This is a genomic window from Streptomyces nitrosporeus (assembly GCF_008704555.1).
GTDB lineage: Bacteria > Actinomycetota > Actinomycetes > Streptomycetales > Streptomycetaceae > Streptomyces > Streptomyces nitrosporeus.
On sequence record NZ_CP023702.1, the window covers coordinates 2,955,409 to 2,981,468 of the forward strand.

General features: G+C 72.9%; 18 protein-coding genes and 1 pseudogene. 9 read left to right on the forward strand and 10 right to left on the reverse strand.

The window, feature by feature from the left end; genetic code table 11:
* Window positions 1-7: 7 nt before the first annotated feature.
* The 4 genes from sucC to CP967_RS12830 form a co-directional block, all read right to left on the reverse strand.
* Entirely contained in the window at window positions 8-1,189 is a 1,182-nt protein-coding gene (sucC, locus tag CP967_RS12815; RefSeq protein ID WP_150488123.1) for an ADP-forming succinate--CoA ligase subunit beta, read from the reverse strand.
* 447 nt (window positions 1,190-1,636) lie between these two features.
* On the reverse strand, window positions 1,637-2,800 hold the full coding sequence (locus CP967_RS12820) for a VWA domain-containing protein (RefSeq protein ID WP_150488124.1): 1,164 nt from the start codon (window positions 2,798-2,800) through the stop codon (window positions 1,637-1,639).
* Window positions 2,781-5,357 (reverse strand): DUF5682 family protein, encoded by a 2,577-nt coding sequence (locus tag CP967_RS12825; protein ID WP_229888158.1) that lies wholly within the window; start codon window positions 5,355-5,357, stop codon window positions 2,781-2,783. Before CP967_RS12825 ends, CP967_RS12820 begins: the two co-directional genes overlap by 20 nt.
* The gene (locus CP967_RS12830; RefSeq protein ID WP_150491824.1) at window positions 5,354-6,451 is read right to left on the reverse strand and encodes an ATP-binding protein; all 1,098 of its coding nucleotides are present in this window, start codon (window positions 6,449-6,451) and stop codon (window positions 5,354-5,356) included. Before CP967_RS12830 ends, CP967_RS12825 begins: the two co-directional genes overlap by 4 nt.
* A 377-nt stretch (window positions 6,452-6,828) precedes the next feature.
* Here CP967_RS12830 and CP967_RS12840 point away from each other — a divergent pair, with 377 nt between their 5' ends.
* Entirely contained in the window at window positions 6,829-8,298 is a 1,470-nt protein-coding gene (locus tag CP967_RS12840; RefSeq protein WP_150488125.1) for an SWIM zinc finger family protein, read from the forward strand.
* 224 nt (window positions 8,299-8,522) lie between these two features.
* Window positions 8,523-10,325: a DUF5691 domain-containing protein gene (locus tag CP967_RS12845; protein ID WP_373300322.1), complete on the forward strand. Its 1,803-nt coding sequence runs from the start codon at window positions 8,523-8,525 to the stop codon at window positions 10,323-10,325.
* 488 nt (window positions 10,326-10,813) lie between these two features.
* Here the strand turns inward: CP967_RS12845 and icmB are convergent, their stop codons facing one another.
* Window positions 10,814-11,227 (reverse strand): coenzyme B12-dependent isobutyryl CoA mutase small subunit, encoded by a 414-nt coding sequence (gene icmB, locus CP967_RS12850; protein ID WP_150491825.1) that lies wholly within the window; start codon window positions 11,225-11,227, stop codon window positions 10,814-10,816.
* Window positions 11,228-12,139: 912 nt separating this feature from the next.
* Here icmB and CP967_RS35410 point away from each other — a divergent pair.
* Both CP967_RS35410 and CP967_RS12860 read left to right on the forward strand, forming a co-directional pair.
* Window positions 12,140-12,340, forward strand: a pseudogene (locus tag CP967_RS35410) (hypothetical protein); the annotation flags it as partial.
* Window positions 12,341-12,949: 609 nt separating this feature from the next.
* Complete coding sequence (locus tag CP967_RS12860; protein WP_150488127.1) at window positions 12,950-14,719, forward strand: M23 family metallopeptidase; 1,770 nt, start codon at window positions 12,950-12,952, stop codon at window positions 14,717-14,719.
* Window positions 14,720-14,968: 249 nt separating this feature from the next.
* On the opposite strand, the gene pcrA is transcribed toward CP967_RS12860, so the two are convergent.
* Complete coding sequence (pcrA, locus tag CP967_RS12865; protein WP_150488128.1) at window positions 14,969-17,404, reverse strand: DNA helicase PcrA; 2,436 nt, start codon at window positions 17,402-17,404, stop codon at window positions 14,969-14,971.
* A gap of 441 nt (window positions 17,405-17,845) precedes the next feature.
* Here pcrA and CP967_RS12870 point away from each other — a divergent pair, with 441 nt between their 5' ends.
* A complete protein-coding gene (locus tag CP967_RS12870) occupies window positions 17,846-19,021 on the forward strand; it encodes a C40 family peptidase (RefSeq protein WP_150488129.1) in 1,176 nt (391 codons plus the stop codon).
* A gap of 86 nt (window positions 19,022-19,107) precedes the next feature.
* Here the strand turns inward: CP967_RS12870 and CP967_RS12875 are convergent, their stop codons facing one another.
* Window positions 19,108-19,461, reverse strand: coding sequence for a hypothetical protein (locus tag CP967_RS12875; RefSeq protein WP_150488130.1), 354 nt, complete (start codon window positions 19,459-19,461; stop codon window positions 19,108-19,110).
* Between the two features lie 266 nt (window positions 19,462-19,727).
* On the opposite strand from CP967_RS12875, the gene CP967_RS12880 reads away from it, so the two are divergent.
* Complete coding sequence (locus CP967_RS12880; protein ID WP_150488131.1) at window positions 19,728-20,792, forward strand: C40 family peptidase; 1,065 nt, start codon at window positions 19,728-19,730, stop codon at window positions 20,790-20,792.
* Window positions 20,793-20,916: 124 nt separating this feature from the next.
* On the opposite strand, the gene CP967_RS12885 is transcribed toward CP967_RS12880, so the two are convergent.
* Window positions 20,917-21,612: a LuxR C-terminal-related transcriptional regulator gene (locus tag CP967_RS12885; RefSeq protein WP_150488132.1), complete on the reverse strand. Its 696-nt coding sequence runs from the start codon at window positions 21,610-21,612 to the stop codon at window positions 20,917-20,919.
* Window positions 21,609-22,895, reverse strand: coding sequence for an ATP-binding protein (locus tag CP967_RS12890; RefSeq protein ID WP_150488133.1), 1,287 nt, complete (start codon window positions 22,893-22,895; stop codon window positions 21,609-21,611). The genes CP967_RS12885 and CP967_RS12890 overlap by 4 nt, the downstream gene beginning before the upstream one ends.
* Before the next feature lie 163 nt (window positions 22,896-23,058).
* Here CP967_RS12890 and CP967_RS12895 point away from each other — a divergent pair, with 163 nt between their 5' ends.
* The 3 genes from CP967_RS12895 to CP967_RS12905 all read left to right on the forward strand — a co-directional run bounded on the left by CP967_RS12895 (window position 23,059) and on the right by CP967_RS12905 (window position 25,464).
* On the forward strand, window positions 23,059-24,417 hold the full coding sequence (locus CP967_RS12895) for a PspC domain-containing protein (protein ID WP_150488134.1): 1,359 nt from the start codon (window positions 23,059-23,061) through the stop codon (window positions 24,415-24,417).
* On the forward strand, window positions 24,404-24,655 hold the full coding sequence (locus CP967_RS12900; RefSeq protein WP_150488135.1) for a hypothetical protein: 252 nt from the start codon (window positions 24,404-24,406) through the stop codon (window positions 24,653-24,655). The genes CP967_RS12895 and CP967_RS12900 overlap by 14 nt, the downstream gene beginning before the upstream one ends.
* A gap of 134 nt (window positions 24,656-24,789) precedes the next feature.
* The gene (locus CP967_RS12905) at window positions 24,790-25,464 is read left to right on the forward strand and encodes a pentapeptide repeat-containing protein (RefSeq protein WP_229888157.1); all 675 of its coding nucleotides are present in this window, start codon (window positions 24,790-24,792) and stop codon (window positions 25,462-25,464) included.
* A 37-nt stretch (window positions 25,465-25,501) separates the two neighbouring features.
* Here CP967_RS12905 and CP967_RS12910 read toward each other — a convergent pair whose 3' ends face one another.
* Entirely contained in the window at window positions 25,502-26,011 is a 510-nt protein-coding gene (locus CP967_RS12910) for a DoxX family protein (RefSeq protein WP_150488136.1), read from the reverse strand.
* Between the last annotated feature and the right edge of the window lie 49 nt (window positions 26,012-26,060).

The window sequence follows — 26,060 nt, forward strand, 5'->3', positions numbered from 1 at the left end:
TCGTCCCTTACTTCGCAGCCGCGGCGAGCTCGGCGGCCTTGTCGGCCGCGCCGTCCATGGTGTCCACGCGCTGAACGAGCGGGTGGTTGGCGTCGGAGAGGATCTTGCGACCCAGTTCCGCGTTGTTGCCGTCGAGGCGCACGACCAGCGGCTTGGTGACGTCCTCGCCCTTGGACTTCAGCAGCTCCAGAGCCTGGACGATGCCGTTGGCGACCTCGTCGCAGGCGGTGATGCCACCGAAGACGTTGACGAAGACGGACTTGACGTCCGGGTCGCCGAGGATGATCTCCAGGCCGTTCGCCATGACCTCGGCGGAGGCGCCGCCACCGATGTCGAGGAAGTTGGCGGGCTTCACGTCGCCGTGCTTCTCACCGGCGTACGCGACGACGTCCAGGGTCGACATGACCAGGCCGGCGCCGTTACCGATGATGCCGACCTCGCCGTCCAGCTTGACGTAGTTGAGGTTCTTGGCCTTGGCGGCGGCCTCGAGCGGGTTGGCCGCGGCCTTGTCCTCGAGGGCCTCGTGCTCCGGCTGGCGGAAGTCGGCGTTCTCGTCGAGGGAGACCTTGCCGTCCAGCGCCAGGATGCGGCCGTCCTTGGTCTTCACCAGCGGGTTGACCTCGACGAGGAGCGCGTCCTCGGCGACGAAGGTGTCCCACAGGGTCACGAGGACCTCGGCGACCTTCTCGGCGACCTCGGCCGGGAACTTCGCCTGCGCGACGATCTCGCGGGCCTTCTCGATGGTGACGCCGGAGTTGGAGTCGACCGGAACCTTCGCGAGGGCCTCGGGGGTCTTCTCCGCGACCTCCTCGATGTCCATGCCGCCCTGCACCGAGGCCATGGCCAGGAAGGTGCGGTTGGTGCGGTCGAGGAGGTACGAGACGTAGTACTCCGCCTCGATCTCCGGGGAGAGCTCGGCGATCATCACCTTGTGGACCGTGTGGCCCTTGATGTCCATGCCGAGGATGTCGGTCGCGCGGGCGACCGCCTCGTCGGGGGTGGCGGCCAGCTTGACGCCACCGGCCTTGCCGCGGCCGCCGACCTTCACCTGCGCCTTGACGACGGACTTGCCGCCCAGCCGCTCGGTCGCCTCGCGGGCTGCCTCAGGCGTGTCGATGACTTCACCGGCCAGCACCGGTACACCGTGCTTGGCGAAGAGGTCCCTCGCCTGGTACTCGAACAGGTCCACGCGCGTCCGTCCCTTTTAGTGGTCTCGCGGTTCGTTTTCTGCGTGGGCGTGCCGCGAGGGCAACGTGACTGCGCGGTCACTGGGGATGCGCACACGGTGACCCGGTACGCGGCATGTCCATCCGGCAGGTTATCCCCGCGCTCGGTCCCACCCTAAATTGCGGATCACACCGGAGCGGTGATAACGGTCACAGATCGTGCTGGTGGCCGGGGTACGGAGGACAAAACGCCATGTCGGCCGGGGTGCGCGGGCATCCGGCCCCTCCCGGGCCGCGCGCCGCGGGTGCGGCGGCCGCTCCCGCGGGGCGGGCCCACGCCCCGTCCCGGTCCGCACCGCCCCGTATCGCCCGCCCCGGCCCGCCCCGGTCCGGCGGTGCGGGCGGTGCCCGGCCGGGTGTCCCGTGTACATGGCAGCCGGGCGGGGCCGGGCGGGATCCGCGCGCGGCGGTCAGGCGGTGTCCGGTATCGGCAGGGGCCGCTTCTCCAGGGCCGCCGCCATCACCTCCGGGAAGAGATCGGGGGTGCAGGCGAACGCGGGGACGCCGAGGGCCGCGAGCGCCGCCGCGTTCTCCCGGTCGTAGGCCGGCGCCCCTTCGTCCGAGAGTGCGAGCAACGTCACGAACCGCACTCCGGACGCCGTCATCGCCGACACCTGTCCCAGCATCTCCTCACGGGCGCCGCCCTCGTAGAGATCGCTGATCAGGACGACGACGGTGTCGGCGGGCCGGGTGATCCTCGACCGGCAGTAGGTGAGGGCGCGGTTGATGTCCGTGCCGCCGCCGAGCCTGGTGGCGAACAGCACGTCCACCGGGTCGTCGAGCTGCTCCGTGAGGTCGGCGACGGCGGTGTCGAACACGACGAGCCGCGTCGACAGGGCTCGCACGGAGGCGAGCACCGCGCCGAAGACCGAAGCGTGGACGAGCGAGGACGCCATCGACCCGGACTGGTCGACGCAGAGGATGACGTCCTTCTTCACCGCCCGGGCGGTACGGCCGTGGCCGATCAGCCGTTCCGGCACGACCGTGCGGTGCGCGGGCAGGTAGTTCTTGAGGTTGGCCCGGATAGTGCGGTGCCAGTCGATGTCCTGGGGACGCGGCCGGACGGTACGGGCCGAACGGTCCAGCGCCCCCGCGAGAGCGCCTCTCGTACGGGTGGCGAGGCGCTGCTCCAGGGCCGTGACGACCTTGCGTACGACCGCCCTCGCCGTCTCCCTCGTCGTCTCGGGCATCGCCTTGTCCAGGGAGAGCAGTGTGCCGACGAGGTGGACGTCGGCCTCCACCGCCTCCAGCAGCTCGGGCTCCAGGAGCAGGGCGGACAGCCCCAGCCGGTCGATCGCGTCACGCTGCATGACCTGGACGACGGAGTCGGGGAAGTACGTGCGGATGTCGCCCAGCCACCGGACGACGGACGGCGCCGAGGCCCCGAGTCCCCCGGCCCGGTCGGCGCCGCTGCGGCTCTGCGGCCTCCCTCCGGCGTCGTACAGCGCGGTCAGCGCGGCGTCCATACCGGCGTCGCCGCCGGTGAGCGTCGGCCCGCCGCCTCCGGCCCCGTCCGGTCCGAGCACCAGGCGCCAGCGGCGCTCCCGCTCGGTCTCATGCGCGGTCGCCGTCATTCCCGCCTCCTTCTCCTTCCCGCAGGGACTTCCCCGCGGTGTTCCCGCCTGCTTCCCCGGTACGGGCCGCCGGACCGGCCGGCCCCGCACCGGCCGGTGTCCTCGCGTCCGTTCGTGTGCCGGCCGGTGTCCTCGCGTCCGCTCGCGTGCCGGGTCCCAGCAGCAGGCGCAGCACCGGGACCACCGCGTCCGCCCGCTCCTCGTCGAGGTCCGGGCCGAAGCCCGGGGCGGTGGCACCGGCCGGGCCGGGAGCGCCGCCGGGGTGCGGCCCGCGCCGCACGAGGCCGCCCAGCGTGCGGCGTACTCCTGGTTCGTACGCCGAGAACGTGCGGCGGAGGAGGGGCAGCACAGCGGTGAATGCCTCGGCGGGCATACCGGTCAGCCAGTCGTCGACGAGGGCCAGGAGCCGCTCGTCGTGGACGAGCAGCATCCCGCCGCCGGCCGCCACCCCCAGGAAGCCTTCCGCCCAGGCCGCCGCGTCGGGTGGCGGAGTGCCCGGTGAGAGGGCGAGGCCCATCAGCCGGGCCACCCGGTCCGGGGTGAGTCCGCCGTCGTCGAGGAGCAGCCGGGCGGCACGGCCCCGGACCAGGCCGGCCACCGCCTCCCGGCCGGCCAGCTCGCGCAGGACCCCGCGCCAGCGCCCCCGCAGCCCGTCCCTCACCCTGCCGCCGGTGGCCGTGCCGCCCTCTCCGGCCTCCTCCGGTCCCGGCGCCCGCGTCCCTCCTCCGGTGAGCAGCGCCACCGCGGTGTGCACCTCGTCGAGGCGGCGGCACTGCTCCTGGGCGGCGTCGGGGCCGAGGCCGGTGCAGGCGGACGGCAGGCCGACGCAGACGCGTCCGGCGAGACCGGCGGCCACCTCGGTGAGGGCCGTGGTGTCCGTGGACCGCACGTCCCCGTACCGCAGTGAACGGGCCAGTGCCGGGAGCGCGTCCGCGAGGTGGCCGACGTCCGCGTCGAGGGCGGCACGGTCCGCGAGCGCGCCCATGACGACACCCAGGGCGTCCGGCAGCCCGGCCAGGAGGCACCGCTCCGCGAGGAGGGCGACCTCGGCGAGTGTGGCCGCCGACACCGCGTCGGCCCCGGCCCTGGCCGTCGCGGCGGAAAGCACCGTGGTCCCCCACACGCCGGCTTCCGCGACTTCGACGAACAGTTCGGGCCGCCAGTGCAGCCGCCAGCTCTCCCTGAACGTGCCCGTGCTGCCCCGCCCCGCCACGGTCTCGCCCCAGCCGATGCCGAGGAGCCGCAACCGGTGCAGGAGTCTGCTGCGGGCGGCGTCGGTGTCCTTGCGCAGGTCGAGCTCCAGGTCCCGCCGGTCCGCTTCCGGGCGGAGCCGTAGAGCGCGCTGCTGCGCGGCCAGGTCTCGCTGGAGCGGCGCCGCGGGGGCCGTCTCCGGGACCTCGCCGAGCACCTGGCCGACGACCAGCCGGTCCCGCACCAGCGCGAGGGGGACGTCGGAACCACCGCACATGACGGCACGGATCGCGTCGGTCGCCTCGGGGAGCCCGGCGGCCGGGCGGCCCCGGACCGCCGCCAGCGCCCCGGCGAGACGCACCGCCTCGACCACGTCGGCGGGCGAGACGGGGTGGTCCTCCTCCCGCAGCAGCCCGGCGGCCTTCGTCATCCAGTGTTCGAGTGTCCGCTCCCGGGTCCCGAAGAGGTGGCCGTACCAGCCGGGTGACTCGATGCCCGCCCCGTATCCGCTGTGCCGGGCCAGCCTGCGGTTGGTCCAGGGGACCCAGGTCGTCCTGACCCTGGTCTTGGGGATCCCCTTGAGCAGTGCCTTGTCGGCGGCGATCGTCGTCCGCGCCGTGAGGGCGGGGGCGTGCCAGGCGCCGCAGACCACGGCGACCGCGTCCCCGAACTCCTTGCGGGCGGCCCGCACCTTCAGCCGCATGTGCGCCTCCCGGACGGCGTCCCCGGGGTGCCCTCCGTCGCCGTACACCTCGCGCAGTGCGCCCATCGCCTCGGCGAGAGCGGCGAAGGAGGCCGGTACGCCGTCTTCCGCGCCGTCCGCCGAGCGGTGCTCGACGACGTCCTCCCACCAGCGTTCCGCGTCGTCGTACCCCGCGGTGGCGGCCAGCACACCGACCGGGTCCATGGCACGGGCGTCGCCCGGGCCCGGCTCCGGTTGTCCGGGCACCGCCAGGCCGTACGCGGCCGGCAGGTCCATGAACCGCACCGGGACCCGCCGGTCCAGCGCCCACCGGATCGCCACCCACTCCGGGGAGAAGGCGGACATCGGCCAGAACGCGGCACGCTCGGGGTCGTCCACCGCATGGACCAGCAGCGCCACCGGCGGTCTCATGCCCTCATGGGCGGCCAGCTCCACCAGGGCGTCGCCTTCCGGCGGCCCCTCGACGAGCACCGCTGCGGGGCGTACGTGGTCCAGTGCGGCCAGCACCGCCCGGGCGGACCCCGGGCCGTGGTGGCGCACGCCGAGCACATACGGTCCGCCCGGTGCCCCGGGGCCGCCTCCCACCGCACCGCCCCTCACCGCACCGCCTTTCCGTACGCCGCCTTCCGCCGTACCGGCGCCGGGTCCGCGGTCGGCCGTCATGCGGGGATCTCCCGGCAGGCACGGTAGAAGTCCTTCCAGCCGTCCCGCTCCCTGACCACGGTCTCCAGGTACTCCTGCCAGACGAGCCGGTCCGCCGCCGGATCCCGGACGACGGCGCCGTGGATGCCCGCCGCCACGTCACCGGGCCGCAGGACACCGTCGCCGAAGTGCGCCGCGAGCGCCAGGCCACCGGTCACCACGGAAATCGCCTCGGCCGTGGACAGTGCCCCGGTAGGCGACTTGAGCCGGGTACGGCCGTCCGTGGTGACGCCGTCGCGCAGTTCGCGGAAGACCGTGACGACGCGTCGTATCTCCGCCGCTCCGTCGGGAGCGGGTGGCAGATCGAGCGAGCGGCCGATCTGTTCGACCCGACGGGACACGATGTCGACTTCTGCCTCGGCTGTGGCGGGCAGGGGCAGTACCACCGTGTTGAAGCGGCGGCGCAGGGCGCTGGAGAGCTCGTTGACACCGCGGTCGCGGTCGTTGGCCGTGGCGATGAGGTTGAAACCCGGCACGGCCTGGACCTCTTGGCCGAGCTCCGGGACGGGCAGGGTCTTCTCCGACAGGATCGTGATGAGCGCGTCCTGCACGTCGGCGGGGATACGGGTCAGTTCCTCGATCCTGACGATGGTCCCGCCGGCCATGGCCCGCATGACCGGGCTCGGCACGAGCGCTTCCTGGCCGGGGCCGCGGGCGAGCAGTTGCGCGTAGTTCCACCCGTAGCGGACGGCCTCCTCCGGGGTGCCCGCCGTGCCCTGGACGAGCAGGGTCGAGTCCCCGCTGACGGCTGCGGCGAGGTGCTCGGACACCCAGGTCTTCGCCGTGCCGGGCACACCGAGCAGGAGCAGGGCCCGGTCGGTGGCGAGTGTGCTGACGGCGACTTCGACGATGCGGCGGGGGCCGACGTACTTCGGGGTGATCACGGTGCCGTCCCGGAGCGTGCCGCCGAGGAGGTAGGTGGCCACGGCCCATGGGGAGAGACGCCAACGGGCCGGACGCGGGCGGTCGTCGGCGGCGGCGAGCGCCGCCAGTTCGCCGGCGAATGCCTGCTCGGCGTGCGGTCTCAGCACGCCGTGCCCGCCGGCCGCCCCGATCGTGCCGGCCGTCGGCGCGGCGGTGGCCGTCGGCGCGGCGGTCGTCGGTGGGGTGGTGGTCGTCTGTGAGGTGGCGGTCGGCGGCGGGGTGGTGGCCGGCGCGGCAGTGGTCGGCGGGGTGGTGCGGACGGATTCGGACACGGTCAGGATCCCCCTCCAGATCGTTCGACCCGATGTGCTTTCCACCGTGCACCACGGCACTGACAATCGGCCCCCGCCCAGGACCGCACCAGGAGTGAACCGTCTTCTCGGCACTGTGGGGAGACGGGGTGTCAGCAGGGGGCGGTCAGCACGGAAGAGAGCGTGAAAGACCGGCACCTGTCCGGTATTCCAGCAGGTCACAGGCGTTGTCAGTGGTGCGTCCTACCGTGGACGGCATGTTGTTCAACGGGGGAGACCAAGGGCGCGCGGCTGCACCGGCCGTGCGCCTGACGGCAGAACAGGTGATGGCGCTGGCGCCGGACGACGCGTCACGCGCGGCGGCCCGCAGGCTGGCCTCCGCCCGCCTGTGGTCCGAGGTGGGCGCGGCGGATCCAGGGGTGCTGTGGGGGCGGTGCGAGGACACCGTCGGCGGCTCGTGGCACACGGTGGCCGACAGCGTCGGGCCGGCGTATCTGTGCGACTGCCCGAGCCGGACGTCACCCTGCGGGCACGCGCTGGGACTGCTGCTGCTGGGGGGCTCCGGTGATGCCGTGGCACGGGACCGGCCGCCGCCTTTCTGGGCGGCCGAGTGGCTGGAGGCCCGTCGTCGGGGGCCCGGAGGAGGGGCCGGGTCCCCGAAGGCGGGCGGCAGGACTGTCGCCGATCCGGAGGCCGCCGCCCGCCGGGCGGAGCGGCGGGCCGAGCGGGTCACCGGAGGCGTCATGGAGCTGGAACAGCGTCTCGCCGACCTGCTGCGCGGCGGGCTGGCGGCGGCGGACCGGCCGGGGTACGCCCTGTGGGAGGAGACGGCCGCCCGTATGGTCGATGCCCAGGCCCCCGGTCTCGCCTCGCGTGTGAGGGGGCTGGAGGGGGTCACGGCGTCCGGGCCGGACTGGCCGGTGCGGCTGCTGGAGGAGTGTGCGCTGCTGCATCTGCTGGACTCCGCCTGGCTGCGCCGGGAGCAGCTGCCCGCCCCGCTGGCCGCCACCGTCCGCACCCGGGTGGGGCTGACGGCCTCCGCCGGGGGGACGCCCGTCCGGGACGACTGGCTGGTCCTCGCTCGGTACGACACCCCGGACGGCAAGCTGACGGCCCGGCGCACCTGGCTGTACGGCCGACGGTCCGGCCGTACGACGCTGCTGCTGTCCTTCGGGGCAGCTGGACGGCCGCCCGCGTACGCCTTCCCGGTGGGCGCGTCGGTCGATGCCGTCCTCGCTCCCCACTCCGGGGGCGGCCGGTTGCGGAGCGATCTGGTCGAGCGGTACGACCCGCCGTCCCGAGCGGTGCCGCCGCCTCCCGGAGGTTCGGTCACCGAGGCCACCGAGGCGTACGGGCGGGCCCTGAGGGACGATCCCTGGCTGGATTCCTGGCCGGCCGTCCTGCGCGAGGTCATACCCGTGCCGTCGAAGGACGGCTGGCAGCTGGTGGGAGCGTCGGACGGCCTGGCCCTGCCGGTGGTTCCGGCCGCCCTGTCCCGCCCCGGTCTGTGGAAGCTCGTCGCGGTCGCCGGCGGCGGCCCCGTATCGGTCTTCGGCGAATGCGGCCACCGGGGGTTCGACCCGCTGGCGATCTGGGCCACCGGCACCACTACGGAGACGCACACCGTCCCTGGCCCCGATACCGGCAGCGGCCCCGGATCAGTTCCAGGTTCCGGTCCAGGTGCGGGGAACGGCACCGGCGGCTCCGGAATCGTCTCGCTGGTCTGACAGGCCGCCGCCCGCCCTCGCTCCCGCTCACCCCGCTCGGCCGATCGGCATCGGAGAGGACCCATATGCCCACCACCACGGCGATCAGGACCTCGGCATCGGCTGCGGGCAGGCCCCCGGCCGGGGCTTCGGACCGGGCTTCGGATTCCTGCCCGGCTCCGGCCGCCGCCGGCAGGCTCGCGCGCCCTGTGACCGCGGCGGGAGCCGACGCCGGGGCGGAGTCCCTGTCCGAAACAGAGGGCCCCTTCCAGGCGGAGGCCGGACCGGGGACCGGCGCTCGGACCGGGACCACGCCCGCGACCGCTCCGGAGACCGGGGCGGGGGCGCGATCCGCCCCGGAGACTGCCGTCCCCTGGGACGAGCTGGTCACCTCGGCGCTCCTGGGCACGGACCGCCGGCCGTTGCGGGCGGGCCCCGGGCTGCCGGACGGCCCGGCGTCCTTGCTGCGGGCGGCGGCTCTGCACACGGTACGGCGCCGGGCGGCGCTTCGGCCGGCCGCAGGTCCGCCCCTGCCCGAGCCGGCGCCCGTCGACCCCCGTCCGCCGCTGCCCGCGGCCGCTCGGCGCCGGCTCGCCCAGCTGCTGGCGGACCGGACCGCACCGGCCGGCGGGGGGCGCCGGGGCGCGGCCCCCGACCTCACCGAGCTCATCCCCCAGTGGCTGGTGACGGCAGGTGAACGCGGATTCCGCGCGCCGCCCGAGTTGTTGCCCGCCCTGCTGGACGCGGCCAGGGCCCGGACGGACCTGCGCCCGCACGTGCTGGCGTTCGCGGGGCCTCGTGGTCTCTGGCTGGCGAGGTCGAACCCGGAGTGGAGGTTCGCTCTGCGCGCCACCACGACCGGCGCCGGGCGCGCTGTCACCGAGGGCCCGGAGGCGGTGCTCCGCCTCTGGGAGGAGGGGCTGTTCGCGGAACGCGTGGCGCTGCTCGGAGCGGTGCGGGCGCAGGATCCCGCTGCCGGGCGGGCCTTGCTCTCCGGCACATGGTCCGCGGAGCGGGCGGAGGACCGGCTGTTGTTCCTCGATTCCCTCCGCTCGGATCTCGGTGAGGACGACGAGCCCTTCCTTGAGGCGGCGTTGGCGGACCGGAGCCGTAATGTCCGGGCCACAGCCGCGGAATTGCTGTCCGCACTGCCCGGCTCGGCGTTGGCCCGGCGGATGGCGGTACGTGCGGCGACCTGCGTGAATCCCGACCGTACGGGTGACAGGGCGGCCATCGCCGTGGAGGCCCCGCACGAATGCGACGCCGCCATGCAGCGGGACGGGGTGATCCCGGCACCACCCTCCGGGCGCGGTGAACGGTCCTGGTGGCTGGGCCAGTTGGTGGAGGCGGCACCTCTCGGCTTCTGGTGTGAGCGGTTCGGCGGCCGTAGCGCCCAGGAGATCGTCGCCCTGCCGGTGGCGGACGGCTGGGAGGGGGAGCTGCACGCGGCATGGTGCCGGGCCGCCGTGCGGCAGCGGAATCCCGAGTGGGCCAGGGCCTTGCTGGGCGTCCCCTCGACGCCCCCGGCGAACGGACCGGGTACCGCCTCCCTCTCGGAGAGGTCGCAGCTTCTGGCCACCCTGCCCTCCGCCGAACGGGCTGACTGGGTAGCCGGTTTCATAGCCGCGCACGGCCTGTCCGAGGCGTTCCAGCTGCTCGGAGTCTGCGCGGTGCCATGGGCGGGGCCGCTGGGCAGGTCGGTGGTCGACGCCCTGGACATCGCCCGGGACGCGGGAAGTTATCCGTGGAGCTTCAGTGGCGTGATGGGACTCGCCGAGCGCTGCCTCGACCCGGCGGAAGCGGACCGGCTGGAGGTGCTCACCACGGCGCGGGACGAACCGGAGGACGCTTCGCCGGGCGCGGGTGGCTACTGGTCGGAAGCCTTCCGGCGCTTGGTGTCCACCCTGCGCCTTCGTGCCGCCATGAGTGCCGAACTGACCCCGGCCCGACAGCGGGGCGAACCGGATCCGGACCGAGAAGACCGAGAAGGCCGAGAAAGCCAAGAGGGTCGAGAGGACCGAGGAAGCCGGGAAGAGCGAGGAGTCTGAGCAGGGCGGGTCGAGCTGGGCCGACGGAGCTTCCAGCGGACGCCTCCGGCCATCGTGAGCCGGGCATCCCTTTCGTCCGGATCTCTTACGGACGGAGAGCGGCCCGGGGCCCAGAGGCCCGGAGCCTCAAAGGGTCCAAGAACGCAAGGGCCATGGGCTCGGGGGACGATGCCCCCTGGTGCTCCGGCGGGCGCGCCGACGTCGGCCCGTGACAGGCCGACGAGGACGCCGGGGGCACACCCCGCCCGGCTTCAGCAGGCAGAGCCAGAGCGGGCGGACAGTCGGCCCGCCCCACGCTCCGGCCCGCCGCTCCGCACTCCGGTCCGCTTTACGCCCCGGCCCGCCCCGTACTCCGGGCCGCTCCACGCTCCGGTCCGCTCCGTACTCCGGGCCGGTGCGCTCGGTGCCTGGGACGGACCGAAGCCGGAGCCTCCCCCGCCGGGGCAGTCCCCCAGGGAGACGCCCGAGCAGAGGGGGACCGGGGCGGCTCAGGCCTCTGCCGGCTGACGGACGTGGGCGTTCACCCAGTCCACGATGGAGGCCGTCGTCGCGCCGGGCGTGAAGATCTCCGCCACGCCCTTCTCCTTCAGCGGTGCGATGTCCGCCTCGGGGATGATGCCGCCGCCGAAGACCTTGATGTCCTCCGCGTCGCGCTCCTTCAGCAACTCGATGACCTTGGCGAACAGCGTGTTGTGCGCACCCGAGAGGATCGAGAGGCCGATCGCGTCGGCATCCTCCTGGATCGCGGTGTCCACGATCTGTTCAGGGGTCTGGTGCAGCCCCGTATAGATGACCTCCATGCCCGCGTCCCGCAGCGCCCGCGCGATCACCTTGGCCCCGCGGTCGTGGCCGTCGAGACCCGGCTTGGCCACCACCACACGGATCGGACCGGTCACACCCATCATTGCCTCCACACGCCTCTCCCGTCCCTGACAGGCCGGGTATGTGAACGAACGTTATCCACAGCATCCCGCACCGTCTCGTTTCGCGGTGGACGGGGAGGGGGAAATCACACAGGGGACATGCTCGCCGAGCGTCATCCCCCGCAGCCCGCCTGCCGCGTGGGGGGCCGCCGCAGGAGAGCCGCACGAGGTCGTCGTGTCACCGCGCCGTCAGCCGCACGGCACGGTGACACGGCCCAGGCCTGGGCCCGCGCTCCGTTTGCCCAGGCTCCGTTCGCCCAGGACAGGGCTCCGCCTCCCCGTGGCTCCCGTAACGGCATGCGGACCGGGCCTTCCTGCCCCGCATGCCGTGCAGGAGGTAGGACGATGGGGGTCCTCCCCCTCCCCCGTAGCCGTCCTGGCCGTGCCGACACCCGCCCTGGCCGTCATCCGCACCGGTCAGGGCCGCCGCGCTCGAATTCGCGACCCTCGCCGCACACACACTGATCTACCTTTCAGGGCCTCTTCCCGAGCGCCGGGGCCCTTCGCGCCGCCCCGCGCGAAAGCTCCAGCGGCCCCGAAAACCCCGGCCTCACCAAAAACCCAGGCTCCTCCGGAAACACCGCACACCCTGGAGACCACCACCGGCGCCCCCGGCCTCCGTCCCCGGCGGTGAGCACAGCGCCGAACGCGGCGACCGACCCGACTGCCGAACCGCCGACGACCCGTTTCTTCCGCTGCACGGCTCCCTCGGCAACCGCTCGGTCTTCGTACTGCTGCCTGCTGCGCCGTTCGCTCGCCCGGCACGGCTGGCACCACCTGGAATCGCTCAACTGCCCGTCGCCGGCCTGCGGCACCCGCGCCACGGCCGAGTTGCCGGGCCGGCCTGTGGACGAGATCCACGCCAGCACCGGGTACCGCGCGATCGGCATCGTGGGCCACAGTCTGGGCGGCCCGATCGCCCGGTACTACGTACGGCGGCCCGGCGGCGACCGCCGGGCACGCGCCCTCGTCACGCCCGGCACTCCACACTCCACACGACGGTACGGCGGTCGCCCCGCCGACCGGGGCGCACCCCACCGTCCGGCAGAGGCGCAGCGGATCCGACCTCATCGAGGGACTACGCCTTCCCGCCCCGGGCTGCCGAACCCGGCTCATCAGCTTCTGGAGCGAACTGGACCGGATGATGCCGCCGATCGAGACCGCCCGCGTCGATCACCCGGACCTCGGCACACCCGATGTCCGCGTCACCGGGACCGGGACCGGCCATCTGGCGCTTCCGGCCCATTCGGCGGTCGCCGCCGCGGTGCGCAGGAACCTCGGATCCGCCGCCGGCCAGATGTCCGGCGCCTCCACCACAGGCCCCCTAGCGGGCACCCACCCTCACGGACATCTCGGCCGCGGACATCTCGGCCGCGAGCACCTCGGCCGCGGCCACCTTCGCCACAGGCACCTCCGCCACGGATATCTCCGTCGCCTGAATTCCGTGCGCACGAAATGCCCCCACCGGGCCGAACTCCCGCGCTACCCCCCACCAGTAAATAGAACAAATATCGAACATAGCTCCAAGCGTCGTCATCCTCTCCCCCGAAAGACGGTCGATTGCCCGATTCCTGGGGGCTCAAAACCCGGCGAAGATTGTCGCCGTCGCATACCGCCGGGTACAGTCGCGGCCACTGCTCCCCTGGGATCCCCCCACCGGACCCCAGAACAGGTCCTGCTGCCGAGGCGAGAGAGAAGTTGGTGAACGACCAGCACCCCCACGCCGGGTATGCCGGATACGACAGTGCCACCACCATCGGCGGTTTCGACGCCGATCCGCTGTTCGGCACGCTCCCCGGCGCCCAGGACCACGGTCACCACGCGACGTTCGGCGACGACCACCACGGCGCCCATGAAACCGCGGCAGCGTACGGCGGCCACGCGGGGGCCGGTCAGGCCGGGCAACATCCGTACGACACCGGGCAGTACGACAACGCTCCGTACGACACCGGGCAGTACGACACCGGACAGTACGAAACAGGGCAGTACGGCACGGGCCTGTGGGACACCGGAGCCCACCAGCAGGCCGACGTGTACGGGGCGTACGGCGCGGCTTCCCACTCCGACGCCCAGGCCCAGCAGGCGGGGCACGAGACCACCGCCGTCTGGGCGCCCGAGCCCGTGATCCCGGCACAGGCGCCCTCCCCCGAGGCCACGGGCCAGTGGGACACCGCCGGCTGGAACCGGCCCGCCGCCGATCCGTGGGGCGGTGGTGACACCGGCGCCCTCCCCACCGCCACGTTCACCGACACGGCGTACGCCACCGGCACCTACGCCCCCACCGGGTACGCGACCACCGACTCCGGAGCCTGGGACGCCACCGCCTGGAACACCGGCGACACGTCCGAGACCACGACGTACCCCTCCGAACAGACGTCGCACTCGTCCGCCGAACACCGGACGACGCCCCACGAGCCGTACGAGACGGCCTCGTTCGAGGCGGCACCGTTCGAGACGGCCGCCTTCGAGGCATACGGGACGGCAGAGTTCAAGTCGCACGAGTACACCGACGAGGCGCACGAGTACGCCGACGAGCCCGCCGGGAACCCGGACCCGCCCGCCTCCGACAGCCGGCAGACGGCCGGCACGGACACAGCCACGGCCACGGCCACGGCCACGGCCACAGCCGGTCTGCACGACGCGGTGACCGAGATCGCCGAGGTCATCGACATGGGCGCGGACCGGGAGCCCGTCGCCGCCCGCCCGAACCGGTCCGTCCCGCGTGCGAACGGCAGCCGGGGCCGGCGCCGCACCCCGGCGAAGCGCTCCGCGCTCCTCACCGTGGCCGTACCCTCCGCCTGTGTCATGAGCGTCGCGGGTATCGCCGCGGCCTCCGTGAGCGGTGTGAGCGCGGAGGAGAAGAAGGACGAGACCACGTCCCTGGCGGCCGCCGACACGGTCAAGCCGGTCGTCGCCAACAACAAGCTGGACACCCAGCTCGCCAATCTCAGCGCCGACGCCGAGAACTTCGCCGACCGCGCCTCCCGCACCCAGGAGCGCATCGACCTGAAGGAACGTCAGGCTGCCGAGAAGGAGCGGCGCAAGAAGGAGGCCGCCCGCCGCGAGGCCCTGCGGCCCAAGTTCGTGCTCCCGGTCTCCCAGCACGGGCTCAGTGCCTCGTACGGCCAGGCCGGCGTCAACTGGATGTCCGTGCACACCGGGATCGACTTCCCCGTCTCGTACGGCACCCCCGTGATGGCGGCGACCGACGGTACGGTCCGCACCCAGTGGAACAGCGCCTACGGCAACATGGCCATCGTCACCGCGGCCGACGGCACCGAGACCTGGTACTGCCACCTCAGCAGCACCAAGATCCGCTCAGGGGCGGTCAAGGCCGGTGACGTGATCGCGTACTCGGGCAACTCCGGCAACTCCACGGGCCCGCACCTGCACTTCGAGGTGCGGCCGGGCGGCGGCGCGGCGATCGACCCGACGCCCTGGTTCGCCAGCCACGGGATCAACCCCAACTGACGCCACCGCCGTCCCCCGTGGTTCTGCCGGTGCCGGTCCCGTGCACCGGCCGGACCACGGGACCGGCAGAACCACGGCCCCGCAGGCCGTACGACCCGCGAAAACCGCGGAACTCACAGAGCACGCGGAACCCACGGAACCCGCAGGGCCCCCGGAACCCGCAGAGTCCGCGGAACCCTGGGCCCTGCGGGCCCCGCAGACCCCCCGGCCACCGAAAACCGCAGGCCCCGCGGAATCCGCAGGAGCAGGTCAGAGCTTCTCGACCGGCGCGTACCGCAGCAGGAGCTTCTTCGGCCGCTCGTCCCCGAAGTCGACGGTCGCCTTCGCCTGGTCGCCGAACCCCTCGACTGCCGTCACCGTGCCCAGCCCGAACTGGTCGTGGGTGACCCGGTCCCCCACCACCAGGGTGACCGTCGGCTTCTCCGACGCCCGCCGGGTCGCGAAACCGGACGGCCCCGACCGGGAACGGGCCGAGGACAGCGACGAGGTGATCCCCGACGTCGGCCCCGCCGGGGCCGCCATGGGCCCCTTGCGCTTCCACTCCAGGTGCTGGTCCGGGATCTCCTCCAGGAACCGCGAGGGCGGGTTGTACGACGGCTGCCCCCAGGCGCTGCGCATCGCCGCCCGGGTCAGGTACAGCCGCTCACGGGCGCGCGTGATGCCCACATAGGCGAGCCGGCGCTCCTCCTCCAGCTCCTTGGTCTGCCCCAGCGCGCGCATGTGCGGGAAGACGCCGTCCTCCATGCCGGTCAGGAAGACCACCGGGAACTCCAGGCCCTTGGCGGTGTGCAGGGTCATCAGGGTGATGACCCCGGCCCCCTCCTCGTCCTCGTCGGGGATCTGGTCGGAGTCGGCGACGAGCGCCACCTTCTCCAGGAACTCCGCGAGCGTCCCGGCCCCTTCCTCCTCGGCCCGTTCCTGCTCGAACTCCAGGGCTACGGCCGCGAGTTCCTGGAGGTTCTCGATACGGGTCTCGTCCTGCGGGTCGGTGGACGCCTGGAGTTCGGCGAGATAACCGGTCCGCTCCAGAACCGCCTCCAGCACGACCGCCGGGCCGGCGCCCGACTCCACGATCGTGCGGAGTTCCTCCATCAGCGTGTTGAACCGCTTCACGGCGTTGGACGAGCGGGCCGCCATGCCGTACGCCTCGTCCACCCGGCGCAGCGCCTGCGGGAAGGAGATCTTCTCGCGCAGCGACAGGGCGTCGATCATCGCCTCGGCCCGGTCGCCGATACCGCGCTTGGGCACGTTCAGGATGCGGCGCAGCGGGACGGTGTCCTCAGGGTTGGCGAGGACCCGGAGATAGGCGAGGACGTCCCGGACCTCCTTGCGCTCGTAGAAGCGCACCCCGCCGACGACCTTGTACGGCAGGCCGACGCGGATGAAGACCTCCTCGAAGACGCGGGACTGGGCGTTCGTACGGTAGAAGACCGCGACGTCGCCCGCCTTGGCGTCCCCGGCGTCCGTCAGCCGGTCGATCTCGTCGGCGACGAACTGCGCCTCGTCGTGCTCGGTGTCGGCGACGTAGCCGGTGATCCGGGTGCCCTCGCCCGCCTTCGTCCAGAGGTTCTTGGGACGGCGGCTCTCGTTGCGTTCGATGACGGCGTTGGCGGCGGAGAGGATCGTCTGCGTGGAGCGGTAGTTCTGCTCCAGCATGATCGTCGTGGCGTCCGGGTAGTCCTCCTCGAACTGGAGGATGTTGCGGATCGTCGCCCCGCGGAAGGCGTAGATCGACTGGTCCGCGTCGCCGACGACGCACAGCTCGCCGGGGCTGTCGCCCTCGCCGGCCGGGCCGACCAGCTCACGCACCAGGGTGTACTGGGCGTGGTTGGTGTCCTGGTACTCGTCGACCAGGACGTGCCGGAAGCGGCGGCGGTAGTGCTCGGCGACGTCGGGGAACGCCTGGAGCAGGTGGACCGTCGTCATGATGATGTCGTCGAAGTCCAGGGCGTTGGCCTCGCGCAGCCGCGCCTGGTACAGCGCGTACGCCTGGGCCAGCGTCTTCTCGAAACCGTCTGCGGCCTGCCCGGCGAAGGTCTCCTCGTCGATGAGCTCGTTCTTCAGGTTCGAGACCTTCGCCGTGAACGACTTCGGCGGGTAGCGCTTCGGGTCGAGGTCCAGGTCGCGGCAGACCAGGGCCATCAGCCGCTTGGAGTCGGCCGCGTCGTAGATGGAGAACGACGAGGTGAAACCGAGGCGCTTGGACTCGCGGCGCAGGATCCGCACACAGGCGCTGTGGAAGGTCATGACCCACATGGCGTGGGCACGCGGGCCGACGAGGTCCTCGACGCGCTCCTTCATCTCGCCCGCGGCCTTGTTGGTGAAGGTGATCGCGAGGATCTGCCCCGGGTGCACCCCGCGCTCGGCGAGCAGGTGCGCGATCCGGTGCGTCAGCACCCGGGTCTTGCCCGAGCCCGCCCCGGCGACGATGAGCAGGGGCGAACCGGCGTGCACGACGGCGGCGCGCTGCTCGGTGTTCAGCCCGTCGAGCAGGGCGGCGGGGTCGGTCACGGGGCGCGGGGCCCCGTCGCGGTAGTACGGCTCACGCGGCGGGGGCGCGTCGAAGACGTCCCCGAACAGGCCCTCCGGCACCGCTTCGGGAGCGTCCTCCTCGGGAGGCGGCGGAGGGCCTTCGTCACGCTGCTGGAGACCGGTCAGGAAACTGTCGTCAAAGAGGCTGCTCATCGCCTCACGAGTCTAGGCCGCCGGACCGACGGTCCGGAGCCGGTTCGCCCCCGGACCCCTCCCGCCGTCCGCGCACAGCGACGGATCACCCACGGAGTGTGCGGTTCCGGCCGCCGGAACAGGGCGTTCGCCCGTCGCGCGGAAGAGGTCACGAAAATGTATCGGGCATATCGAACATCAACCTTCACAGGTGCGCCGCGGTTGGCTAGCGTGCTCCGGCAGGTGACCCGTACCCCCTTGAGGCGACCCACGCCACGCGGGCACCCCGCCGAATCCGCTCCTCCCGCCGGAGGACCGGAACCGGGGACCCACACGCAGCACGGGGTGTACCGGTCCGCCCCCACCGGACCGCAGGGCAGCCTTCCGTTCCGCCCGGACCCTCCCAGCGCCCGAACGGCCTGGGCCCCGTCGCCGACCCGGTAGAGCGGTCCACGGAAGGAGATGCCGGCCTTGGCCTCGCATCGCAAGCCGCGCACCCGTGTGCGCACCACCCCCGCCGTCGGCTTCACCACGGCGGCGCTCGCCTCCGTCACCCTGCTCTCCACGCAGAACGCGACGGCCGCCCCGGCGGAGCCGAAGCCCAGCATCGAGGAGGTACGCGAGAAGGTCGACGACCTCTACCGCCAGGCGGGCACCGCGACCCAGGAGTACAACCGGGCGAAGACCGACACCGCGGAGCAGCGGGCCGAGGTGGACGCACTGCTGGAGGCCGCGGCCGTACGGGCCGACAAGCTCAACGAGACCCGCCGCGAACTGGGCCGGTACGCCGCGGCCCAGTACCGCAGCGGCACGCTGTCGCCGACGGCGACCTTCCTCCTGGCGGACGACCCGCAGTCGTTCTTCGACCAGGAGCGGCTGATGGCCCGCATGACCAGCCAGCAGCAGAAGGCGGTCGAGGACTTCCGGGCGCAGCAGAGAGAGGCGGCCGCGAAGCGGGTCGAGGCGACGAAGAGCCTTCAGGAGCTCACCGAGGCACAGGCCGGCCTGCGCGCCGGCAAGCAGCAGGTGCGGGAGAAGCTGTCCGAGGCGCGCGCCCTGCTCTCGGAGCTGACCGCCGAGGAGAAGGCGCGCCTGGCCGAGCTGGAACGCGAGAAGAAGGCGGAGGCCGAGCGGAAGGCCGAGGAGCTCGCGCGCCGGCAGGCCGCCGCGGAGGCCGAGCGCGCCGCCCGGCAGGAGGCCGCGAAGGAGGAGGCCGGCTCCGGGACCGGCGGCGGCACGGAACCGGACACCGGCTCGGACACCGGCTCGGGCGCGGGTTCCGGCTACGCGGCGAAGGCCGAGAAGGCCCTGGCGTTCGCCGCCGCCCAGATCGGCAAGCCGTACGTCTGGGGGGCGACGGGCCCTTCCTCGTACGACTGCTCCGGGCTCACCCAGGCCGCGTGGAAGGCGGCCGGTGTCGACCTGCCCCGGACCACCTGGGACCAGGTCGAGGCCGGCACCCGGGTGGCCACCGAGGACCTCCTGCCGGGCGACCTGGTCTTCTTCTACGACGACATCAGCCACGTGGGCGTCTACAAGGGCGACGGCATGATGATCCACGCGCCGAAGCCCGGTGCGAACGTCCGTGAGGAGTCGATCTACTCCATGCCGGTCCACGGCAGCGTGCGCCCGGCCTGACCCGCCCCCGCCCCCGGGCGCCCGCGGGCACACGGAAGGGGGGCGGACCTCCCGGTCCGCCCCCCTTCCCGCTCTCCCGCCCTGGATCAGGTCCAGAGCGTGGCGATGAAGATGTTGGCGACGGTGAGTCCGCCGACCGCCGCGAACGCGCCCTTGCCGGCCTTCTCGTCGTCCCTCTTCACATAGACGAGCACCAGGATGACCAGCAGGATCAGCAGCTTGATGCCGATCTTCACGTGGTTCACGGTGTGGTCCTGGGCCTCGTGTATGCCGACCAGCGCCACACCCGTGACGAGCATGGTGAGCGCGCCGTGCAGCATGGCCGGCACGAAGCGCGCCGTCCCGGCCCCCATGGCCTTCATCTGGGTCAGGAATCCGCCCAGCAGGGAGGCGATACCGATGACGTGCAGCGCCACGAAGACATTGATGAGTACGTCCATGGCCGCAGCCTAGCCACCGCCCTCGGCCCCCTTCCGGCCAGGTACGACTTACCTACGAGTCCGTCCGCACACGGAACGGATTGCCGGACTCCGCTTGGCTTTCCCAGTCACAAGCCGCAACCGAAACGTCACAACAGGGCAAATAAACGTCATTACGGCCCTTCTCTGCCTTCCGGGCTTAGCGTCCCTCCCAGATACCGCCGGAACCCGGCGGGCGGCCCGCCGGTACCTGCGACGGGCAGTCGAACGGAAGGACCCCCGCCCCCGTGGCCGCCCAGCGCACGTCCGCTCACCGCAAGCCCAGGCAGCGCCTGTTCACCGGCTCCGCCGCCCGCACCGCCGCCTCCCTCGCCATCGCCGGAGCGGCGACCGCCACCGCCCTCGAAGGCGCCGCCCAGGCCGAGCCCCAGCTCACCCAGGCCCAGGTCAAGGCCAAGGTGGACCGGCTCTACCACGAGGCCGAGGCCGCCACCGAGAAGTACAACGGCGCCAAGGAGGAGGTCGCCGCCTCCGAGAAGTCCCTCGACGCGCTGCGTGACGAGGCCGCCCGCAGGACCGAGCGCCTCAACGCCGCCCGCGACGCCCTCGGCGCCTTCGCGACCGCCCAGTACCGCACCGGCGGCATCGATCCAGCCGTCCAGCTGGCGCTCTCCTCCGACCCGGACCAGTACCTCGCACGCGCCTCCTACGTGGACCGGGCGGCCGACCGCCGGGCCGCGGCGCTCAACGGCGTACGCAGACAGATGAGCGACATCGCGCAGCTGCGCGCCAGGGCCGAGGACGAACTGGAGAACCTCACGGCCCGGCGTGCCGAGCTGAAGAAGCAGAAGGACGCGGTCCGCGCCGGACTCGCCGAGGCCCAGCGGCTGCTGGCCACCCTGACCGCCGAGCAGCGCGCGGCCTACGAGCGCGGGGCCGACGCCGCGCACGGCGGCACCCGCGCCGACCGGGGCGCCCCGCGCTCCGCCGTCGTGGCCCCCAACCCCCGGGCCGCCCAGGCCGTCGACTTCGCGTACGGGGCGCTCGGCAAGCCGTACGTCTGGGGTGCCACCGGCCCCTCCTCCTTCGACTGCTCCGGGCTGACCCAGGCCGCCTGGCGCGCCGCCGGCGTCTCCCTGCCCCGCACCACGTACACCCAGATCAACGCGGGCCGGCGTGTCTCACGCTCCGAACTCGCTCCGGGCGACCTGGTGTTCTTCTATCCAGGGGTCACGCACGTCGGGCTCTACATCGGCGGCGGCCAGATGATCCACGCCCCGCGGCCGGGTGCGCCGGTCCGGGTCGCGCCGGTCGACGAAATGCCTTTCGCGGGAGCGACCCGGGTGGCATAGACCCCACGCCGGCCGGCCCCCGTGCCGACCGGCTGCCGCATCACCCGGCTCCCGTGCCGACCGGCTGCCGCATCACCCGGCCCCCGTGCCGGTCGGCTGCCGCATCACCCGCTCCCGTGCCGGGTCAGACCAGCCGGCGCGCCGTCGCCCACCGGGTCAGTTCGTGCCGGTTGGAGAGCTGCAGTTTGCGCAGCACCGCCGAGACGTGCGACTCGACCGTCTTCACCGAGATGAAGAGCTGCTTGGCGATCTCCTTGTACGCGTACCCGCGTGCGATCAGCCGCAGCACCTCGCGCTCCCGCTGGGTGAGCCGGTCCAGGTCCTCGTCGACCGGAGGCGCGTCGGTGGAGGCGAAGGCGTCGAGCACGAAGCCGGCCAGCCGCGGCGAGAACACCGCGTCGCCCTCCTGGACCCGGAAGACCGAGTCGATCAGGTCGGCCCCGGTGATCGTCTTGGTGACGTAACCGCGGGCACCGCCCCGGATGACACCGATGACGTCCTCGGCGGCGTCCGACACGGACAGGGCCAGGAAGCGCACCGGGTTCTCGACCGCTCCCATCATCGCGGCGCACCGCCGCAGCACCTCGACACCGCCACCGCCCGGCAGGTGCACGTCGAGGAGGACGACCTCGGGGCGGGTCGCCGTGATCACGGTGACCGCCTGGTCGACGTCGGCCGCCTCACCGACGACCTCGACACCGGTCTCCTCGGTCCGTCCGATCTCCGCCTGGACGCCGGTGCGGAACATCCGGTGGTCGTCGACGAGCACGACCCGTACCCGGCGCTCCGGCCCCCCGGCCGCTTCGGTGTTCTCGGTCATTGACCCGCCCTCTCCATCTCCAGCTCGACTTCCGTGCCCCCACCGGGCACCGGACGCAGCCGCGCCGTACCGCCGTTGCGCTGCATCCGGCCGATGATCGACTCGCGTACGCCCATCCTGTCGTCCGGGACCGCGTCGAGGTCGAAACCGGGCCCCCGGTCCCGTACGGAGACGAAGACCGTGTTCCCCTCCACCTCGGCGTAGACCTGGACGGCGCCGCCCTCGCCACCGTACTTGGCGGCGTTGACCATGGCCTCACGCGCGGCCTGCATCTGTGCCGCCAGCTTCTCGTCGAGCGGGCAGTCGCCGACGACCACGACCTCCAGCGGGACCCCGTGCTTGTCCTCGACCTCGGCGGCCGCGCGCTTCACCGCCTCGGCCAGCGTCCCGGGCTCCTCGTCCTCGTCCTTGCCGGTGCCCTCCGGGTTGTACAGCCAGTTGCGCAGTTCGCGTTCCTGGGCGCGGGCCAGTCTGCGTACCTCCCCGCCGTCGTCGGCGTTGCGCTGGATCAGGGTGAGAGTGTGCAGGACGGAGTCGTGGACGTGGGCGGCGACCTCGGCGCGTTCCTGGGCGCGGATGCGCATCAGGCGTTCCTCGGAGAGGTCCTGGGTCATCCGGACCAGATAGGGGCCGGCCAGCAGCGCGACACCGGTGAGTACGGCGATCGCCGCGGTCAGTACGTTGCCGAGCTGGGCCGCCGAACCGCGTACGACCATGAACACGGCGAGCCCCAGGCCGACGAGGGCCACCCCGGCCAGGGCCCTGGCCAGGTGCAGCAGCCGGCGGCGGCGGCCGACCTCGATCCAGCGGGCGCGGCGCGCGTTGTCCGCCTGGCGCCAGACCAGCACCGACCCGGCGCCGATCAGCAGGGTCGGCCAGATGTAGCGGTCGGCGCCACTGCCCATGTCCACGTTGCCGACGAAGACCATCGCGCCGACGAGCAGCGCGACCAGGGCGAAGACCTGCCCCCGGTCGGGCTTGCGGAGCCGCCGTCTGCCGTCCGGGGCGGTCTCGAAGACGGACCGGGGCGCCTCGACCCCGCCCACCCCCAGCGGTACGACGATCCAGAACACCGCGTAGAGCGGGGCGCCCAGGCCGTCCGCCATGAACAGCCCGAGGAACAGGAACCTGACCCAGACCACCGGCAGCCCCAGGTGTCCGGCGAGTCCGCGCGCGACACCGCCCAGCATCCGGGCGTCGGCACTGCGGTACAGCTTGCGCGGCGGCTGGTCGGCCGGGTCCGGGGCATGGGCGCTCGGGGCTCGGGTCGTGGCGGCTGGCATGCACCGATCGTCACACGTCCGGGCCCGAGGACACATCAGGGTCCGGCCCGGAGCGGACCCTGATCCGGCCGGATCCGGTGTGCCGCCCCCAGGGGCCGATATCAGGGACCGACCAGGGTCGCCGTGGCTCCCGGCAAGGGGTACGGGCCGTCACCATGGAGCCATGACCGTTCCCCAGGACACCGCTCCCGGTGCCGTGCCGGAGTCCGAGCAGCCACCCCCGTTGCGGCGCAGTCCGCGGCAGAAGGTGGTGGCCGGGGTGTGCGGCGGGCTCGGCCGGTACTGCGACGTCGACCCGGTGATCTTCCGGATCGTGCTCGGTGTCCTCGCGGTCACCGGAGGCATCGGCCTGATCTTCTACGGCTTCGCGTGGCTCCTGATCCCGTTGGAGGGCGAGGAGGAGAACGAGGCGCGCGGACTGCTCTCCGGCCGGGTCGAGGGGGCGTCCCTGATCGCCCTGCTGTTCGCGCTGGCGGGCTGCGGGCTGCTGCTGTCGATGCTGCACAACGGCGGGATGCTGGCGTTCGCCGGGATGCTGTCGGTGGCGGTCGCCGGTTTCCTGGTGTGGTCCCAGCACCGCCGGACGGTTCCCCCCGCACCGCCCCCGGGCACGGCGGCGCAGAGCCCCAGGGGCCCGGTCTACACGGCGGGACACGGCGCGCCGCCCGAGGTGAAGGCGCCGCCGACGCCGGGCGGGCCCTCCTGGTGGCGGGACCCGATCGTCAAGGACGGCACGACGGGCCCGGTGGGATCCGGTTATCTGTGGGGCCCGGCGGACCACCCGGCCGACGCGCGGACCGCGCCCGGCCGCGGGGCCGCCCCGGCCGGGCGCGGGACCGCCGTGGCCGACCCGTACCGCGTCCCGCACAGCGCGCCCGGCACCCGGGGCCCGCGTTCGATCGGCGGGCCGGTCCTCCTGCTCGCCCTGCTCGCGGGCGGACTCGGTACCGGGCTGAGCTGGGAGACCCATCCCCTGGGCACCAGCCTCCAGTTCGGGCTGGCGGCGGCGCTCGCGGTGTTCGGGCTGGGGCTGCTGGTCGCCTCGGTGCTCGGCCGGACCGGCTTCGGCACGATCACGCTGGCGGTGGTCACGGCGGGGCTGCTGGCGGGCGCGTCGGCGGTGCCGAAGGAGATCGGCACCGACTGGATCCGCGAGGAGTGGCGCCCCGCGACGGTCGCCGCGGTCCAGCCCCGGTACGAACTGGGCACGGGTGTGGCCGAGCTGGACCTGTCCCGGGTCACCGTCCCCGAGGGCGAGACCCTGCGCACCCGGGTCGAGGTCGGGGCGGGCGTCGCCCGGGTCGTCGTACCGAACGGAGTGACGGTGAAGGTGGACTCCACGACCGGGTTCGGCGACATCCGGCTCTTCACCGAGGCGGCCCACGACGGGCTCCGCCTCGCCACGAACCTGCGTGAACGGCGGACCTTCGGCCCGCTGGAGGACAGCAAGCCCGCCGGTACGGTCGAACTCGGCCTGGAAGTCGGGGCCGGACAGGTGGAGGTCACCCGTGCTGCGTCATGAGTTCCGTCCCGGCCGCGCGGTCGTCGGCATCGTCATGCTGGCCGTGGCCGGCGGTTACGCCGCGGACGCGGCCGGCACCTGGAGCGTCCCCTGGACGTTCTTCCTCCCGCTGTTCCTCGGGGGGCTCGGACTGGCGGCCGCGGTGACCTGGCTGAGTTACCGGTTGCGCCGTCGCAGGGAGGCCGGCCGGCCGGGGCCGAAGGAGCGGCCGTCCGGCCGTTCCGCTCCCGCCCCCTGACCTCCGGCGCCGCGGTGCCTCCGCCCCCGGCCCCGGCGCCGCTGCGCCTCCGCGCCGCTGTGTGCCCGCGCTGCTAGGCTGCACCACTTCCCTCGGCCTGATGCCCGGGGACAGGCGGAGAAGGAGCGGTGCGGATGTCTCGGGTCATGCGTCAGGGCGGACCGGTCAAGAACCCCGCCGCCCCTCGTCTGCCGTCCCGCCTCGAACCGGCCGAGCTGTGGCGGGACGCCCTGGAGGACGACGCGACCGTCAAACGCGTCGCCTACACGGGCTGTTCGTTCGCCGGTGTGCACGCCGAGGCGTTCGAGGCCGAGGCATGCCGGTTCGAGGGCGTCCGCTTCACCGGGGCCGCGGTGCGGCAGAGCCAGATCTCCGACTCCGTCCTCGGTACCTGCGACTTCGCCGAACTCAAGGCCCACGACGTGTCCCTGATCCGCTGCACCGTGTCGGGCAGCCGCATCACCGGTTCGTCCTGGAACGCCTCCGCCTTCCGCGATGTGCGCTTCGAAGGCGGCAAGGCCGACCACGCGCTCTTCCGGGAGTGCACGTTCCGTGGTGTCGCCTTCGAGGACGTCACGATGCGCGGTGCGGACTTCCAGCGGTCACAGATGCACAACGTCCGCTTCGTCAACTGCGACCTCACCGGCGCCCAGTTCGCACACCTGGTCCCGGGGAGCGTGCGCTTCGAGAACTGCACCCTCACCGACGTCGGCGGCGCGGCCTCGCTGCGAGGCGCCGTGGTGCAGGGCCCGGGATCGATGGAACTGGCCCTGAGCCTGGCACGGGAGGCCGGGATCGTCTTCGAGTGAGCCACCGGCGGCCGGTCCGCGGTCCCGGAACCGGTCCTCAGGTCCGCGGCCGGCGCCGCCGTCCGGTCAGGGCGTCCAGCGACCAGCAGGAGGCACCCGCGAGTACCAGCGGCAGCCAGGCCATGAGGTAGATCAGGTCGTTGCCGTAGTAGTAGGGCGAGATCTGCCAGCTCACCGTCAGCCACAGGCTCAGCGAGATCAGCGCACCGCCCAGCGCCGCGACCCGGGCCCACAGTCCCGCCAGGGTGCCGAGGCCGACGAGGAGCTCCCCGATCGCGAGGGCGTAGCCGAAGCCCTCGGGGCTCTTCAGCCCGAGGTCCACCAGGCCCGGGATCGCGGCGCTGTCGCGGACGGCGGCCATCTGCTCACCGATCGAACCGGGGCCGGCCGCCGACAGGAAAGCGCCGTCCGTCAGCTTGTCGAGGCCCGCGTACACGAAGGTGGCCCCGAGGAAGATCCGCAGGGGCAGCAGCGCGTACTGCCGTGCCCGGTCCCGGATCCCTTCACGCTCCCGCAGCCCGTAAGCGCCGCCGCCGTATGTCCGCATCACTGCCCGCCTTCCGTTGGTTTTTCAACAAAACCATACGTATGCCGGG